The following is an 18,103-nucleotide window of genomic DNA, read 5'->3' as shown; positions in this document are numbered from 1 at the left end:
ACTTTGATTAATAACTAACATAAAGTTAATAATTATGAAAAATATAAAATTATTATTTCTAGCTATCGTTGCTAGTTTTTCTTTAAGTAGCTGTGATGATGAAGTTGAACCTTTAAATACAAATTATGTAACGTTCGGTAAGCCATCTTACTCTACTAGTGTAGATGTTGGTGCTACTACTACCTATGATATTACTGTATATACGGCAAACATTACAAGTTCTGATAGAACTTTTGGAGTTTCTGTAGATATGGATGCAACTAATGCCGATGCTGGTTCCTATAGTGTACCTAGCTCTGTAACAATTCCTGCAAATCAAAATGAAGGAACTTTGTCTGTTCAGCTATCTGATGTTAATTTAGGCATTAGTGTAAACAAATTAGTTTTAAATTTTGATGGTGAAGAGGGACTTTCTAATGGTGGATCTACCACTATTGGTTATATTCAAAATTGTAATGAAGTATCAGGAACATTAGATATTGTTTTTGATGGATATGGTAGTGAAACTAGCTGGGAAATATTAGACTCTGAAGGTGGTGTTGTAGCCTCTGCTGATGTAGAAACCTATAGCGATGGTCAGGCTACTGCTTCTGTACCTATAACTTTGTGTGCTGGTAGAACATTTACCTTTACCATTAAAGATAGTTATGGAGACGGTTTAAGTTATCCTGCAAACGGAACTTACACTCTTACTATTGGCGGTTCAGTTAAAGCTTCTGGAGGAGGAGACTTTGGCTCTTCAGAATCAACAGATTTTGACACAAATTAATACTAAAATTGTTTAAAAGTAAAACTTATACCACCTCTTCACGAGGTGGTTTTTTTATCTCATAAAATCAACTACATTTGCAGCATGGAACAAAACACAAACATTTTTGGTATTAGAGCAATTATTGAAGCTATAGAAAGTGGTGCATCAATTAACAAAGTATATCTTCAAAAAGGCTTACGAGGAGAGCTGTTTTTTCAATTGGATAAACTTCTTAAGAAAAATAAAATATCAACCAGTGTCGTTCCTACTGAGAAATTAGATCGCTTGTCTAAACATAACAACCATCAAGGTGCTGTTGCTAAGATCTCTCCTATTGAGTTTTATGATTTAGAAAGCTTAATTGAAGAAGCATTAGAATCAGACAGTACTCCTTTATTCCTATTACTTGATCAAATATCAGACGTAAGAAACTTTGGTGCTATTATACGAACTGCCGAATGTACAGGTGTAAATGGAATTATCATTCAAAAAAGTGGTAGTGCTCCTGTAAATGCTGAAACGATTAAAACATCTGCTGGTGCTGCCTTTAAAGTACCTATTTGCAAAGTAGACCATATTAAAGATGCTATTTTTCAACTGAAAGCTGCTGACATTAAATTAGCTGCGGCTACTGAAAAAACCGAAGATTCTGTTTTCGATGTTGATTTTAATCAACCTATTGCTATTGTAATGGGTTCTGAACACAAAGGAGTAAGTAACTCAGTACTAAAAATGGCAGATTACAAAGCTAAACTGCCATTGTTAGGTGAAATTGAATCACTGAATGTTTCTGTAGCTTGCGGTGCATTTTTGTATGAAACTGTTAGACAACGTTTACTGTAGAAAGCAAAAAACTTTTTATTCTTCTTCTTTATAAATGTAATTGTATTTGATTTCTTGTAACTCGATCTCTTCTTCTAATACAGGTGGAATATAGTTTCCTTCGTCATCAAACATAGTGTCGAACGCTGTTTGAGAGAACTCAAACTTTTCTTGTACGATTCCTTTTTTTCGATAAAAGAGTGCTAAAGCAAAACCCGTTAGTAATCCAGACAAATGCCCTTCCCATGACATGCCTTCTTTAATTGGAAATACATACCATATCATACTTCCATATAAAAAAATAGTGATAAAAGAAACTGCCACCAATCGGTAATTTTTCTTTATAATTCCACTAAAAAGTACAAAGCTAAAAAGTAAATACACAATTCCGCTTGCACCGATATGATAGGATTCACGAGCAATTATCCAAGTTAATAATCCGGTTATAATACCTCCATAAATTAAAACTTTGAATGACATTTCTTTATAAAAGTAAAAAAGACACGCTGATAATACAAATAAGGGAACTGAATTATTAAAAAGATGCTTGGTATCACTATGAATAAAAGGAGAGAAAAAAACACCTTTTAAACCACTAAAATTTCTTGGAAAGACTCCAAATTTGTTAAAATTCCATCCAAATTTAATCTCCAACCAATATATAAACCATATTGCAAAAACAAATAGCAAGGGTAGCGTGAAAATAGAGGGAGAAAATTTTAAGTGTTGATCTGTATTCATAATTTTTTAAACTAACAAAAATAAATCCAAAATGATATTTCTGAAGTTCTGTCATAAATCTTTACTACTTTTACCATATGAATCAACCTTTGGCAGAAAGAATTCGCCCAAAAAACTTAAGCGATTATATTAGTCAGCAACATTTAGTAGGCGAAAATGGAATTTTAACCAATCATATAAAACAAGGAATTATTCCTTCCTTAATTTTATGGGGACCTCCAGGAATTGGTAAAACCACTTTAGCAACTATTATTGCGAACGAGTCTGGTCGCCCATTTTACACCTTAAGTGCCATTAGTTCTGGGGTAAAAGATGTTCGTGAAGTAATTGAAAAGGCAAAGAAAAGTGGTGGATTATTTACACAGAAAAATCCTATTTTATTTATTGATGAAATTCATCGTTTTAGCAAGTCACAACAAGACTCTTTATTAGGTGCTGTAGAGAAAGGATGGGTTACTTTAATAGGTGCTACCACAGAAAACCCTAGTTTTGAAGTAATCCCTGCCCTACTCTCTCGCTGCCAAGTATACATTTTAAATTCTTTTGATAAAAACGATCTAATTGCATTATTACATCGTGCTATAGAAAAAGATGAAATCATTTCTCAGAAAAAAATTAATTTAAAAGAAACAGATGCGTTACTTCAAGTATCTGGTGGCGACGCACGAAAACTTTTAAATATTTTTGAATTGTTAGTCGCTGCAGAGGATGAAGTAGAAATTACAAATGAATTGGTATTAGCTAAAATTCAGAAAAACACGGTTCGGTATGACAAAACTGGTGAACAGCATTACGACATTATTTCTGCTTTTATAAAATCTATCAGAGGTAGCGACCCAAACGGGGCGGTATATTGGTTGGCGAGAATGATTGAAGGTGGCGAAGATGTTAAGTTTATTGCTCGTAGAATGTTAATTGCTGCTTCAGAAGATATTGGTAATGCAAACCCTACAGCATTGATTTTAGCCAACAATACCTTTCAAGCAGTTTCGGTAATTGGCTACCCAGAATCTAGGATTATTTTAAGTCAGTGTGCGGTATATTTAGCAAATTCTCCTAAGAGCAATGCCTCTTATATGGCTATTGGAGAGGCACAAAATTTAGTAAAAAAAACAGGAGATTTATCAGTTCCTTTGCACTTGAGGAATGCGCCTACAAAATTGATGAAAGATTTAGATTATGGAAAAGAGTACCTCTATTCTCATAACTACGCTGGTAATTTTGTAAATCAAGAGTTTTTACCCGATGAAATCAAAAACACCAAACTTTACGAACCTGGTAATAACGCTAGAGAAAACCAATTTAGAGAATTACTAAAACAGCGTTGGAAAGATAAATACAAGTATTAAAAAGAGAGCCTACTTAGCTCTCCTTTTCAATTCTCATTTTAAAATTTCACTTGATATTCTTTAGTAATTTTACTGTCATTCTCATAATACTCAGCAAACCAAGAAGTGCCATTTTGATATAAAATCCCATTTTTATTTTTAAGAATAAAAACATTTTTTACACTCGTTTTTAGTACAACAAAAACAACTACTGGTTTCATATTAACCAACTGAAATCCATTAGGTATCGACTGTGCATATAAGACGTTTAATTTATCTTCTTTTTCAACAATCTCTACAGGCCCATTTTTAATAATCGCTGTTGTAGGCACCTCAACCACTTTCACTGGAGTTGCTGTAACTATAGTTGTCTCTTCTGCTTTTGGAATGTATTTATAACCTAGCCCTTGCACCGACTTAAAAGCATTCCGAATAGCTTCGTGATATGCCTTTTTATACTCTTTTTCTTTGCTCTTTCCTACTTGCGATGTATACACTACATTATTATGGCAATCTCTCAATTCAATGATACTCTTCGTGGTGAACATATTAGAATTATCTTTTACTGTTCCTGTTAAAGCTAAACATCTGTTATTTGCTAATTCATCAGGAAGTTCTTCCTCATCTAAAAAAGCGGTAAACCCGTATTTGTTAAATAAAAATTTTGTTAATGAACTTGTTAAGTATTTATTCTTTTCTTTAACAAAATCAAATTTAATCGGAACAATTACATATTTATAATTATTGATATTTTTTTGCGCAAAACTTGCAGTAGTTACGAAGAACACTATTAAAAGTACTTTTTTCATTTTTATATCTTGATTCTATATGATTTCCTTTTTATAAACTTATAAATATTTTTTTAAATCGGTTAAGTGAGCTATGCTTAGCACTTCATTATTCTGTATTTCATTAGTAAAATGTATCGCATTTAACCCAGAATTGAGTGCTCCTACGATATCTGCCTCATAACTATCTCCTACCATAACAGACTCGTGGGCTTGGGCATCTGCTACTTTTAGAGCATATTCAAAGACCAAACGATTAGGTTTTTTTACTCCCACAGATTCAGAGGTTATAATTTGCTTAAAAAACTGACGAATACCTGATTTTTTCAGCTTCAAATTTTGAACTTCTTCAAAACCATTGGTAATAATGTGCAACTGATATTTACCTTCTAAATAATTCAAAACCTCTAAAGCATCCTTAAATAAATAATTAAAATTAGGTAAGTAATCTATATAATCTGTTGATATTTTATCGATTAAATCATCAGAAATAGTATAATTTAAACAATCAAAAGTTTCTTTAAGTCTGCTATAACGCAACGCATTTTTTTCAATTTTATCTTCTCTATACAACCTCCAGTACTTTAAGTTTACAGGAAGATAAACTTCTAAAAAATCATCTATTACAATAGGTATATTTTGTTCGTCAAATATTCGTTTAAACGTTAATTTAGAGTTTCTATCAAAATCCCACAGCGTGTGATCTAAATCAAAAAATATATGTTTTACTGCTGTATTATCTCTAATCATTTGCTACTATTTTAAGCATTGAATTATACACTCTATTCCACCCTCTCCATCTCAAATAGTTACTCAAACTTTCATTATGAAATACGGTTATAAAAGTTCCGTTTACTGCCTTTACCTCGTTCTTTAAATCGCGAATCTTTCCTAAAGATTGCTTGGGTGTTAACTTCATATAATCTCTTAATGATGAATCCATTAAAGCAAATGGAAAAATTTTTAACGGTGTTTGAATTTCAAAATCCAAATCGTAAAAATAAAAAGGAGTACACGTACTTGCCCTAAAGCCCGCATGACTTGCATAGCCCATTGAGTAATCTTCTTCTATTTCTAAATCTATTAGTTGTTGATACGTTTCTGGTATAGAAACCCTTAAATAATGTTGTCTCGAACGTGTAATTGGCATATTAGTTATTGCCTCTAAGCGTTCTTTTTCCTTTTTTAGCATTGTAGCATCATTCATGGTGTAATATGAAGGGTGCAAACCAACACGTGCATAATCAACCATATCTTTTATAAGTAATTTAAACTTCGTTTTTGAAGCAGATACGTTGGTATCAAAAGTGGTATAATCACCAATTAAAAAAAGAAAATAGTTTTTATTTTGTATGCTTTTTGTAACTCTATTGCTTTTTGAAATGTATCAAAAGGATCTTTTTTAAAGTTGAACAACACCGCAAAACGATCCCACATCGTAAAAATTTTAAATTGAGAGGCATCTTTTAAAAAACCTCCAATAGTTCTTACAAAACTTTTGTACTTATAAGCATAAGCGTTATCTACATCTATGGTAGATATGTATTGATAGTTCCGCTGTGGGCAATCAAAATCAGGAAACTTTTGTTGTAAAGTTTCTAAAAACTTAAATGCCCAAACATCTACTAAGGGTTTTTCTAAAAATCCATTTTGATATGCAATACTGTTGGTAGCAGCAAACCTACCGTGTTTGTCTTTTATATGAGGCATGTATTCTTCATACCTTGAGATTAAGAAAAAACTAGCCGCAAAAATATCAAATGGAATTTCAGAGGCTTCTATAGTTGCAAAAAAACAGGGAACTCCATCCCACTTTTGAATGGTTATTTCTACGTCTTTAACTCCTTGTTGAAAAAGCAACTCATTACTTTGAATAAAAAATTCTTTTCCCAACGGCACATTGGTATATGAAAACTTAGGCCCGTTATACGCTACAAACTCTTCTATTTTACTAGTAAAATTAATAGTAATCTGTAATATTCGAGTAAAAATATGTTTAAAAATATAACGTACTCTAGGAGTAACTTTATGGGTGTAAATAAGTATCATAAAACAGTTTATACTAGTCGAGCTTAAAACGACTATAAAATTCCTTCATCTGCAAAGCTAAAATACGCTTTTTCAGTAATTATTAAATGATCTAGCAGTTTTATATCTAAGGTGATTGCTGCTTGTTTAATTTTCTTAGTAAGTTCTATGTCAGATGTGCTTGCCAATAATTTTCCTGAAGGATGATTATGACAAACGACAACACCTATTGCCGATAGTTCTAATGCCCTTTTAAACAAGAGTCTTACATCTACTAGTGTTGCCGTAAAACCTCCTTTACTTAATTGGTATTTTGCCAATACTTTATTTGAATTATTAAGATACAATGCCCAAAACTCTTCATGCGCTAAATCACCTATAAGTGGTTGCATAATTTTTGCGACATCGGTAGAACTTCTAATTTTAGAAATACTCATTCGCTCTTCAAACTGCCTTCTTTTACCAAATTCTAAAGCTGTGATAATGGCTATTGCCTTAGCCTCTCCGATGCCTTTAAATCTCATTAATTCTTCTACCGATAGTTTGGCTAGCGTATTCAAATCGTTATTTACCGATAATAAAATACGCTTCGCTAAGGCTACAGCACTTTCTTGTCTGTTTCCTGAACCGATTAAAATTGCCACCAGTTCTGCATCAGACAACGCAGTTTTACCTTTAAAAAGTAGTTTTTCTCTAGGCCTATCATCTAATGCCCACGATTTTATAGGAATTTTTTTCATAGCTTTTTTTTAATTTATAAATATAAAGCATTTTTTGCACAAACAAAAGAAGCACAGTATCTTTGCATCCTATCTTTTTTAATTTTTAATATGAAGATTATTATAGCCGGGGCTGGAGACGTTGGTTTTCATTTGGCTAAACTCCTTTCTTACGAATCACAAGATACCTATGTGATTGACGTTGATGGCGAAAAATTAGAATATCTACACAACCATTTAGATGTTATAACTAAGAAAGGTGATGCTACCTCAATAAAGCTCTTGAAAGAAATAGGCATCAGTTCAGCAGATTTATTACTTGCCGTAACCGAGAGTCCAAATACAAATTTTACGGTATCTGTTATTGGAAAAGCCTTAGGAGTTAAGAAAACCATTGCGCGAATTAGCAATCCTGAATTTTTAGACAATCCCTGTATCAATTTTAAAGATTACGGAGTAGATTTTATGATTTCTCCAGAAGAGTTAGCTGCTGAAGAAATTAAATCGTTACTCAACCAATCTTCTTTTAACGATACCGTTGCCTTTGAAAATGGTATTTTTAACGTTATGGGAACCACACTCGGATATAAATCTCCCATTCTCGATCTAACCGTTAGAGAAGCAAAGGAAAAATACTCTTTGGTTGATTTTATTACCATAGCTATAAAACGTGAAGGAACCTCGCAAACGATTATTCCGAGAGGAGAAACCGAATATAAAATTAACGATCAGGTATATTTTTCAGTACCAAAATACAGTATCGATAAATTGTACCCAATTATAGGGAAAGAGTATGTAGACATCACTAACGTAATGATTTTAGGAGGAAGTCGTGTTGGAAGAAAAACTGCTAGAAAACTTTGTAAAGATAATTTTAAAGTAAAACTTATTGAAAAAGATAAAGACAAAGCCTTACAACTTGCCGAAGACCTTCGAAATACATTGGTTATTTATGGTGACGGAAGAGATTTAGAACTTCTCGAAGAAGAAAATATTCGAGAAATGGATGCTTTCGTAGCTGTTACTGGTGATTCTGAAACCAATATCATGTCTTGCTTGGTAGCAAAATCGAAAGGAGTAAAGAAAACAGTAGCTCTGGTTGAGAATATGGACTATATCAATATTTCTCAAACCATTGGTATCGATACGCTTATCAATAAAAAATTAATTGCTGCAAGCAATATTTTTAAACATATTAGAAAAGGTGAAATCGTTGCCTTGGCTAATTTACATAATGTAGATGCTGAAGTATATGAATTTGAAGTAAACCCAGGAGCCAAAGTAACCCGAAAAATAATCAGGGAATTACGCTTTCCTAGAGAAGCAATTATTGGCGGGGTAATTAGAGATGGAGAAGCACTAATGTCTTATGGCGACTTTCAGTTACAAAGTGGCGATAAGGCTATTGTATTTTGTTTACCCGAAGCCATTAATACCGTAGAAGATTTATTCAAATAATGGAAAATCTTAATAGTAAGTTAGTATATCGTTTTTTAGGAATAACAGCCATTCTAAATGGCTTATTCATGTGGCTTGCCTTACCTTTTAGCTTTTATTATGACGAATCTGCGAAGTTAGGAATTTTAAATGCTGGAATTATTACCATAGCCATTGGTACTTTACTGTACTTTTTTAACAAGCCTGTACATAAAAATATTTATAAAAAAGAAGGATATCTTATAGTTACCCTCGGCTGGCTTACTTTGTCTTTTACTGGGATGCTCCCCTATTTACTTACAGGATCTATCCCAAATATTACCAATGCCTTTTTTGAAACCATTTCTGGCTACTCAACCACAGGATCTTCCATTTTAACCGATATTGAATCTATGCCGAAGGGAATCTTATTCTGGCGTAGCTGTACACACTGGATTGGCGGTATGGGAATTATTGTACTTACCATTGCTATTTTACCTTTGCTAGGTATCGGAGGAATGCAGCTTTTTATGGCCGAAGCACCAGGGCCTTCAGCAGATAAATTACACCCAAGAATTACCGACACGGCAAAACGCTTGTGGCTAATTTACGTACTGTTAACAGCCGTTGAGTTCTTACTGCTAAAAGTAGCGGGTATGACTTGGTTCGATGCCATTAACCATGCTATGGCGACTGTAAGCACAGGTGGTTTTTCTACAAAAAATGCCAGTGTTGCACATTGGAACGGATCTCCGTTAATTCAGTACATCATTATATTTTTTATGTTCATCGCAGGAACCAATTTTGTACTTACTTACTTTGCCCTAAAAGGAAAAGTTAGAAAAGTAATGCAAAGCGAAGAATTTAAGTATTATTTCTTCGGAATTATTGGAATTTCTGCCATAGTTGCTCTGATGATTATCTTCTTTCAAGACCCTAATTTACAAAGCAGCATAAACCATCCAGAAGTTTGGGGAAAAGTAGAAAGTGCTATAAGACATTCTTTATTTTCTGTAATATCTGTAATTACAACTACTGGATTTGTAACTGCCGATTTTACGATGTGGAGCTTTTTTGTAACCGCTATTTTCTTTTCTTTATTTTTCTTAGGGGGTTCGGCAGGATCGACTTCTGGTGGAGTAAAAATAGTACGCCATATTATCATGCTAAAAAATAGCTTTTTAGAATTTAAAAAAACGCTACATCCCAATGCTATTATTCCCGTTAGGTATGACGGCAAAGCAGTAAGTCAAACCATTGTTTTTAATATCTTATCTTTCTTCATACTATACATGTTTATTTTTATTTTGGGTTCAGTAGTTTTAGGTCTTTTAGGTTTAGATATACAATCTGCTTTAGGCGCCTGTGCCTCTTCGCTAGGTAATATTGGACCCGCTATAGGCAGTGTGAGTCCTGTAGACAATTTTAATCATTTATCAATAGGAGCAAAATGGTTTTGTTCTTTTTTAATGCTTATTGGTCGTTTAGAATTGTTTACAGTATTAATTCTATTAACTCCTTTCTTTTGGAGAAAAAATTAAAAAGTATACGTAACTTCTATACACCTTTTCTGTTTTTTAAAATTGTAGTAGTATCTATTCACATAAAACTCACAATTCACAATTCACAATTCATAATTCATAATTCATAATTCATAATTTAAAATTCATAATTCATAATTCATAATTCATAATTTAAAACTTAAAACTCTATAAAATGTTTAAGTAACTCTTTATACCTAAAAAAAAAACGCTCAAGTCTTTTTAAAGCGCACTCACACCTATTTAAGTTAAAATGCAACTCTTTTTCGTTACATTTGAAAATAAGAAAACAATTAATTTTCAACACAAAGAGTATCTAAAGCAATAATTTTAACATCATTTTAACATCATTTTGTCATATTGTTTTTTTTACTACCTTGTTGAAGTCAAATATTAACTACTAAAACTTTTTATTTATGGATCCATTTGTAGGTCAAATTACGTTATTCGGAGGGAATTTTGCTCCAAGAGGTTGGGCATTTTGCGACGGACAATTATTAGCCATTTCTCAAAATACTGCACTATTTTCAATTTTAGGAACTACCTATGGTGGAGACGGAAGAACTACTTTTGCTTTACCCGACTTACGTGGTAGAGCTCCTATAGGACCTAGAAGGGGCCCTGGTTTAAGTCTTTATCGTTTAGGACAAAGAGGTGGGCAAGAAACGCACATCTTGAATATTAATGAGATGCCTAGTCATAATCACTCTGTACAAGCTAGCTCAAGCCATTTAACACTTAGTACTGATAATGCAGTTAACGAAACTCCTGCGGCAGGCGATGTACCCGCTGTATCTAATTATCCTTCTGGAATAACATCTCAAAAGGTTAAAAGTTTTGGTCCTCCCAACAATACTGTAAATGGTCAAAGTATACCCTCCAACACCAATGTATTAAACAACGGTGGTAATTTAGCTCATAATAACATGCAACCCTATTTAGCGGTTAATTATATTATTGCTTTGTTTGGTGTTTTTCCTTCAAGGGATTAAATAAAAGAATAAGGCAGTTCAAAATTGGACTGTCTTATTAAATTTTAGAGGGTATTCATTGTAAGCAATGAATGTTGTTCTTTTACATTTTTACTGTCTCTAAGTTACATAAACAATAATTAAACTTTAATCATATTCTATTATGAAAAAAATTACTTTTTTATTGAGTGGATTATTTCTTCTTTTTTCTGCTCAACAGTTAAGTTCCCAAACAATTTTTGATTGGGAAACAGCAACTGATAATGGTGCTAATATTACTCAAGTTGTTAATGGTATAACTGCAACGGTTACTAATTCATCAGGAAACATTGATATAATAGCCGTTGGAGGTTTTGCTGGTTCTTCAGGTATTATTGTTTTTAATCCTACTGCAAACGAAGACTCTTCAATGACGGTATCTTTTTCCCAAGCTGTAAATTTAGAAAGTGTATTTGGGTTCGATGCTGATGGCGCTGGTGGATCCACATGGACTTTCACACCAACAGGAGGAAGTAATTCTCCTGTGTCAGAGCCAATTTCAGCAAGTACTGGAAAGACAGTTAATTTAAATTGGACCAATGTCACTTCTTTGACAATCACTAGTACTCTATCAGTTGAATCGTTTGCGCTAGATAATATTACTCTTGCTGCTCCAAACACAGCTCCTGTAATAGCCGCAACAACTGCTGGTCAAACGGTAAATGATAACAGTACCATTACTCCTTTTTCAAACATTACTACCACAGATGCTGATGCAGATAATTTATCTGCAATCATTACGTTAGACGATAATACAAAAGGAGTACTCACAGGTACGGGTCTTTCGGGTACTGGTCCTTATACAATTGCAAGCACTACTCCTGCCAATTTACAAACAACGCTAAGAGCTTTATCTTTTAATCCTACTAATAACAGATCAGCTACTTCAGAAACCACTACGTTTACAGTAGAGGTAAGTGATGGTACCGATACGGCTACAGACAACACCACTACTGTAATTTCAAATGCTGTTGCACCAGTAAGTAGTAATATGAGTGCTCCCGCTAATGGGACCTATGTGGCAGGACAAAATTTAGATTTCACGGTTGAATATAACGAAAATATAACTGTAAATACCACAGGCGGAACGCCTATAATAGCCATCACTATTGGAAGTACTATACGTTTAGCAGATTACTTTAGTGGAAGCGAAACCAATGCTTTAGTTTTTAGATATACCGTACAAGCTGGCGATTCAGATACCGACGGTATTGACGTTATTGCATTAAGTACCGAAGGAGGTACTATAAAAGATGCTGGAGGAAAAGATGCCAACCTAACTTTGAACAGTATAGCTTCTACAGCTGCTGTTTTAGTAGACGCTGTTGCGCCTACTGTAACAAGTGTTAACGTACCCGCCAACGGTAATTACCTTACAGGTCAAAACTTAGATTTTACCGTTAGCTTTGACGAAAATATAACTGTGAATACCACAGGTGGAACGCCTAAAATAGATATTGGTATTGGAACTACTCCGCGTCAAGCATTATACCAAAGTGGCAGTGGAACCAGTACGTTACTTTTTAGTTATACCGTACAAACTGGTGACTCAGACACCAACGGTATCGAAGTTGCTTTGTTAGGTTTAAATGGCGGTACTTTAAAAGATGCTGCTTTAAACGATGCGAACCTAACATTAAACAACGTGGGTAATACTAGCAATGTTTTAGTGGGTATACAAACCGTTACTTGGTTAGGGGCTGCTAACAACGATTGGCATACGGCTTCTAACTGGAACCCGAATATCGTTCCACCAACCAATGCAGATATTGTTATTCCTGCTGGGTTAATGAATTATCCAACGGCTACATCAGCAGTAACTTTTAATACACTAACACTAAATAGTGGGGCTTCTTTTGTACCACAAAGCACCGTAACAGGTACCGTAACTTATAAACGAAATTTACCTACAACCAACTGGTATTTAGTTTCTTCTCCTGTTTCGGGTGAAACCCTACAAGATATTATTGCCAACCATACCCTAGCTACTGGAGTTGGAGGTAATTTAGGACTCGCTCCTTATAGTAATATTACTGGTCCTGCATGGTTGTATGTACAAAGTAGTAGTACTGGAATTTTAGCTGAAGGAGGAGGATATTCGGTTAAATTAGCAACTCCTGGAGAGCTTTCATTTACTGGTACGGCAAATACTAGTAATGTTAATAAAGCAATCAGTACAGGTAGTAGAACAAATTATAATTTAGTTGGTAATCCTTATACAGCCTATATCAACTCTGCTAGTTTTACCTCAGCTAATACATCACTACTTACGAGTGAAACTATTTGGTTATGGGACGGTACGCAATACATTACCAAAAATGCGGCAGACCCTATAGAAATTGCACCAGGACAAGCATTCTTTGTAGAAGCTGCTGCAAACAATAACGTTACATTCTCTTCTGCTAATCAAAGTCATCAAAATGCTGACACGTTCATGCGACAAGAACCCAATCCTTCAATTGAATTATTGGTTGATAATAACGATATAAAAAGAGCTACCAAAGTTTTTTATATTTCAGGAAAAACTACGGGATACGATAGAAGTTATGATTCGAAAATGTTTGGAGAAGACTCTTCTAAATTAGCTGTATTTACAGAATTACTAACCGATAATAAAGGAGAGCAATTAGCTATTCAAACCTTACCAAATACCAATTTTGAAAGTATGGTTATTCCTGTAGGAATAAAGGCAAAAAGTGGTGAAGAAGTAACTTTTTCTGTACATACTAAAAATTTACCCGAAAACTTACAGGTGTATTTAGAAGATAGAAGCAACAACGTGTTTACAAACTTATCAGAAGAAACTTATACGGTTACTCCTACAAGCAACACAGGTAACTTAGGACAATTTTACTTACACACCAGTGCTAAACAACCTACAGGCAACGTAGCTCCTTCTTTAGAAAATATTAGTATGTACAGTACGACGACTAATGAAATTACTATTGTAGGACTACAAGGAAATGCGAAGGTTGGCATCTACTCTGTTTTAGGTAAAGAAGTTTTACATACCACAGTAAACTCAAACGGTGTAAGCACAATTAGCTTACCAAAGGTAGCTACTGGAGTGTATATTGTTAAGTTAAATTCTGAGCTAGGAGAGATTTCTAAAAAAGTGATTTTAAAATAAGTACCTAAAAACTGATAAGTCATGAAAAAAAATATAAAAAACACAGACGGAAGTACCAACGATATTACTCGTAAAGAAGCGCTTAAAAAAATAGGTAGCTACGGTAAATATGCCGCATTAACTGCCTTAGGTACATACATGATTCTAAATCCTAAAAAAGCACAAGCACAAAGCCCTGAAACCCCAGGTAAAGACTTTTAGGCATAAATTATTTTATTAACAAAAAGCACTGTTTCTTTAAAACAGTGCTTTTTTATTGTTTCAGAAAATAACTTCTAAAAAAAATGATCTCCCATTTTACTTTTCAAGGCACTTGCTTTTATCTAATACCATTTACGAATCATTTTTTTCGTTTACTGTCAATTCGAGATAACAGACAAAAAATGTCAAGCAAATGCAAAAACAGCTATAGAATTATTTTTGAAAGGCAAAATTAATTTTGATTAACTAGATTACTAAAAAGCACCTCGTCGTATGCAGACAAGCCAAAAATAACACCACAAGAACCGTTAAAATTCAAATCTATTTGAGCGATAGAGAGCTATTTTAATTTAGGTTCGAGGATGATTATTTTTGAGTGTAGGTTGGTTAAGACTAGATTTTTTGTCTTGTTTTATTCTGAGCGTAGTTGAAAAGTTTTCATGAATGGAAAAAGAAAAAAAGAGTATTCTATGTAAAATATAAGTCGTTGAGAAAAGATATCAATGATAGTGATTTTTAAGAATGATAATCAATTAAAGATTGTACTTCTACTAGGCTCAGCAGAGCTATCGAGAACCATGCTATCACCTCTTGATACAAAATTATTTCTATTTCATTCAACTAATTTTACTCGAAGAGACAATGTATATAAATGCGAAATAATAAAACATAAATCGTACTACATAACATTAATGCAATATAAAAACTTTAAATCAAGCACTTTTTTTTGTATTTTGTACACCAAAAAAATTCAAAATGAAAAATGACTACTATTCAATAGTGCTTTTGATGGTGCTTTTCACTGCGAAAGGACTCTTCGCTCAAGAAATTTACAATGCTGACTTTTCAAACAATGGAGATGGATTTGCCGACCATACGACGTCAAATCCTCCTGCTGCGGGTCCTATAAGCATTGGACCTTTCGGGGCAACCACAAACCAATGGTTTGTATCATATAGCACTACACCTGCTACAGATGGTACAACGAACTCTTTTAAAGTAAATGATGGTGCTCTAATATCTGATGACTGGGGTGGACAGGGTATATTTACGAGTCAATCTATTGACATTTCTGCTATTTCGGTAATTAGTATTTCTGCTATTGGAACAAACATCGGAGCCAACGATGATTCTTTTACGTATTTTTACATTCTCGATGGAGGAACGAGAGTTGAAACAACAGTTGAATCGACTGTTAATGGCGACCCCGTCAATTATAACATCTATAACCTAGATGTTGCTACCAATAACACGATACAAGTAGGTTTTGAGTTTAATGAAAATGGTGACGGAAATGGCTATAGTATTGCCTCTTTTACTGTTTCTGAAACTGCAAATCCCTCAGTTGGATTTGACGCTGCTTCGAGTTCAGAAAATGAAACAAATACTACTTTTAATAAATTAATTCCTATAACTTTTTCTAATTATTCTTCCGATGTAACCATAGGTATTTCTGTAAATGGTTCGAGTACAGCCGAGACAAACGATTATACATTAAACACCTCTTCTTTAACTTTTACTGGTAATGGCACTCAAAATGTCTCTTTAGCCATTCATAGCGATACAGATTTTGAAAGTGAAACGATTGTTTTAGATATAACAGTAACTTCGGGTACTGCTAATATTACCATTCAGCAGCATAGCATTACAATTTACGATGATGATATACCGATTGTTATTAATGAAATAAATGCAGACCCTGATGCTAATAATGGAGATGCCAATGGAGATGGAACTGTTAATACCTCTCAAGATGAATTTGTTGAAATATATAATAGCAGTGGTATTGACATCGACCTATCTAACTGGGTATTGGCAGATGCTGTTAGTGATAGACATCGTTTCGCTAACGGAACCATTTTACCTGCTAATGAAGCGATTGTTGTTTTTGGAGGAGGTAACCCCATAACTATACCTGGTTTAGTTCAAGTAGCTTCCTCAGGGCTGTTAGGACTTAACAATGGTGGTGATGCTGTTATTATTAAAAATAACTCTGGTAGCATCATTTTAACAGAAACATACAGCTCATCTGCTGGAAATAATCAATCCATTGCGAGAAATGACGACCTTACGGGTTCTTTTGTACAACATTCAACAATAACATCAAATCCTGTATTATTTTCCCCTGGTAGAGATAATACCAACAACACTCCTTTTTCATCAACAGTAAAATGGACTGGAATTACAGATAGTAACTGGGAAACGGCTACCAACTGGATAGACAATACATTGCCCTTAACAACAAGTGATATTGTTATTCCAAACAATGTGACAAATTACCCTACTGCTTCATCAGCAATAACGTTCAACTCCTTAACCATTCATAGTGGGGCTTCCTTTTTACCACAAAGTACAGTTACTGGTACTGTTACCTATAAACGTAATTTACCTACAACCAACTGGTATTTAGTTTCTTCTCCTGCTTCGGGTGAAACCATGGAAGATATGATTACCAACCATACCCTAGCTTCTGGAGCTGGAGGTAATTTAGGACTTGCTCCTTATAGTAATATTACTGGTCCTGCGTGGTTGTATGTACAAAGTGGTAGTACTGGAATTTTAGATAAAGGAAGAGGATATTCGGTTAAATTTGCTACTCCTGGAGAGCTTTCATTTACAGGTACGGCAAATACTACTAATGTTAGTATAGCTGTCAACACAGGTGATAGAACGAATTATAATTTACTTGGTAATCCTTATACAGCCTATATCAACTCTGCTAGTTTTACCTCAGCTAATACATCACTACTTACGAGTGAAACTATATGGTTATGGGACGGTACACAATACATTACCAAAAATGCAGCAGACCCTATAGAAATTGCACCAGGACAAGCATTCTTTGTAGAAGCTGCTGCAAGCAATAGCGTTACATTCTCTTCTGCTAATCAAAGTCATCAAAATGCTGACACGTTCATGCGACAAGAACCCAATCCTTCAATTGAATTATTTGTTGATAATAACGATATAAAAAGAGCTACCAAAGTTTTTTATATTTCAGGAAAAACTACGGGATACGATAAAAGTTATGATTCGAAAATGTTTGGAGAAGACTCTTCTAAATTAGCTGTATTTACAGAATTACTAACCGATAATAAAGGAGAGCAATTAGCTATTCAAACCTTACCAAATACCAATTTTGAAAGTATGGTTATTCCTGTAGGAATAAAGGCAAAAAGTGGTGAAGAAGTAACTTTTTCTGTACATACTAAAAATTTACCCGAAAACTTACAGGTGTATTTAGAAGATAGAAGCAACAACGTGTTTACAAACTTATCAGAAGAAACTTATACGGTTACTCCTACAAACAACACAGGTAACTTAGGACAATTTTACTTACACACTAGTGCTAAACAACCTACAGGCAACGTAGCTCCTTCTTTACAAAATATTAGTATGTACAGTACGACGACTAATGAAATTACTATTGTAGGACTACAAGTAAATGCGAAGGTTCGCATTTACTCTGTTTTAGGTAAAGAAGTTTTACATACCACAGTAAACTCAAACGGTGTAAGCACAATTAGCTTACCAAAACTAGCTACTGGAGTGTATATCGTTAAATTAAACTCTATTTTAGGAGAAGTTTCTAAAAAAGTTATCTTAAAATAAGTAACTAAGAAAGCCA

Annotated in this window: 15 protein-coding genes; 9 read left to right on the top strand and 6 right to left on the bottom strand. The window is 33.9% G+C overall.

Going from position 1 to position 18,103, the window contains the following annotated elements:
- The first annotated feature begins 34 nt into the window (after positions 1-34).
- Positions 35-769 carry a hypothetical protein gene (locus P8625_RS15320; protein ID WP_279651305.1) on the top strand — a complete coding sequence of 245 codons (735 nt, stop codon included), beginning with the start codon at positions 35-37 and terminating at the stop codon, positions 767-769.
- Positions 770-853: 84 nt separating this feature from the next.
- Complete coding sequence (rlmB, locus tag P8625_RS15315; protein ID WP_279651304.1) at positions 854-1,594, top strand: 23S rRNA (guanosine(2251)-2'-O)-methyltransferase RlmB; 741 nt, start codon at positions 854-856, stop codon at positions 1,592-1,594.
- Between the two features lie 15 nt (positions 1,595-1,609).
- Here the strand turns inward: rlmB and P8625_RS15310 are convergent, their stop codons facing one another.
- Positions 1,610-2,314 carry a rhomboid family intramembrane serine protease gene (locus tag P8625_RS15310; RefSeq protein WP_279651303.1) on the bottom strand — a complete coding sequence of 235 codons (705 nt, stop codon included), beginning with the start codon at positions 2,312-2,314 and terminating at the stop codon, positions 1,610-1,612.
- Positions 2,315-2,391: 77 nt separating this feature from the next.
- Here P8625_RS15310 and P8625_RS15305 point away from each other — a divergent pair, with 77 nt between their 5' ends.
- On the top strand, positions 2,392-3,663 hold the full coding sequence (locus P8625_RS15305; protein ID WP_279651302.1) for a replication-associated recombination protein A: 1,272 nt from the start codon (positions 2,392-2,394) through the stop codon (positions 3,661-3,663).
- 38 nt (positions 3,664-3,701) lie between these two features.
- On the opposite strand, the gene P8625_RS15300 is transcribed toward P8625_RS15305, so the two are convergent.
- The 5 genes from P8625_RS15300 to radC form a co-directional block, all read right to left on the bottom strand.
- Entirely contained in the window at positions 3,702-4,451 is a 750-nt protein-coding gene (locus P8625_RS15300) for a hypothetical protein (protein ID WP_279651301.1), read from the bottom strand.
- 39 nt (positions 4,452-4,490) lie between these two features.
- Positions 4,491-5,180, bottom strand: a complete 690-nt coding sequence (locus P8625_RS15295) for a YjjG family noncanonical pyrimidine nucleotidase (protein ID WP_279651300.1) — start codon at positions 5,178-5,180, stop codon at positions 4,491-4,493.
- Complete coding sequence (locus P8625_RS15290; RefSeq protein ID WP_279651299.1) at positions 5,173-5,682, bottom strand: polysaccharide deacetylase family protein; 510 nt, start codon at positions 5,680-5,682, stop codon at positions 5,173-5,175. Before P8625_RS15290 ends, P8625_RS15295 begins: the two co-directional genes overlap by 8 nt.
- Before the next feature lie 71 nt (positions 5,683-5,753).
- On the bottom strand, positions 5,754-6,479 hold the full coding sequence (locus tag P8625_RS15285) for a DUF7033 domain-containing protein (RefSeq protein ID WP_279651298.1): 726 nt from the start codon (positions 6,477-6,479) through the stop codon (positions 5,754-5,756).
- 32 nt (positions 6,480-6,511) lie between these two features.
- Positions 6,512-7,198 (bottom strand): RadC family protein, encoded by a 687-nt coding sequence (radC, locus tag P8625_RS15280; protein WP_279651297.1) that lies wholly within the window; start codon positions 7,196-7,198, stop codon positions 6,512-6,514.
- Between the two features lie 90 nt (positions 7,199-7,288).
- On the opposite strand from radC, the gene trkA reads away from it, so the two are divergent.
- From trkA to P8625_RS15250, 6 genes are all read left to right on the top strand, one after another.
- Positions 7,289-8,635 carry a Trk system potassium transporter TrkA gene (gene trkA, locus P8625_RS15275; protein WP_279651296.1) on the top strand — a complete coding sequence of 449 codons (1,347 nt, stop codon included), beginning with the start codon at positions 7,289-7,291 and terminating at the stop codon, positions 8,633-8,635.
- The gene (locus tag P8625_RS15270; protein ID WP_279651295.1) at positions 8,635-10,134 is read left to right on the top strand and encodes a TrkH family potassium uptake protein; all 1,500 of its coding nucleotides are present in this window, start codon (positions 8,635-8,637) and stop codon (positions 10,132-10,134) included. The genes trkA and P8625_RS15270 overlap by 1 nt, the downstream gene beginning before the upstream one ends.
- 416 nt (positions 10,135-10,550) lie before the next feature.
- Positions 10,551-11,126, top strand: a complete 576-nt coding sequence (locus tag P8625_RS15265; RefSeq protein WP_279651294.1) for a phage tail protein — start codon at positions 10,551-10,553, stop codon at positions 11,124-11,126.
- 142 nt (positions 11,127-11,268) lie between these two features.
- Positions 11,269-14,274: a T9SS type A sorting domain-containing protein gene (locus tag P8625_RS15260; RefSeq protein WP_279651293.1), complete on the top strand. Its 3,006-nt coding sequence runs from the start codon at positions 11,269-11,271 to the stop codon at positions 14,272-14,274.
- Positions 14,275-14,295: 21 nt separating this feature from the next.
- Positions 14,296-14,475 carry a hypothetical protein gene (locus P8625_RS15255; RefSeq protein ID WP_279651292.1) on the top strand — a complete coding sequence of 60 codons (180 nt, stop codon included), beginning with the start codon at positions 14,296-14,298 and terminating at the stop codon, positions 14,473-14,475.
- Positions 14,476-15,231: 756 nt separating this feature from the next.
- Entirely contained in the window at positions 15,232-18,087 is a 2,856-nt protein-coding gene (locus P8625_RS15250; protein ID WP_279651291.1) for a lamin tail domain-containing protein, read from the top strand.
- Positions 18,088-18,103 lie beyond the last annotated feature (16 nt).

The organism is Tenacibaculum tangerinum, from assembly GCF_029853675.1.
In the GTDB taxonomy this organism is placed as follows: domain Bacteria; phylum Bacteroidota; class Bacteroidia; order Flavobacteriales; family Flavobacteriaceae; genus Polaribacter; species Polaribacter tangerinum_A.
This window is presented reverse-complemented; position numbering and strand designations above follow the sequence as displayed.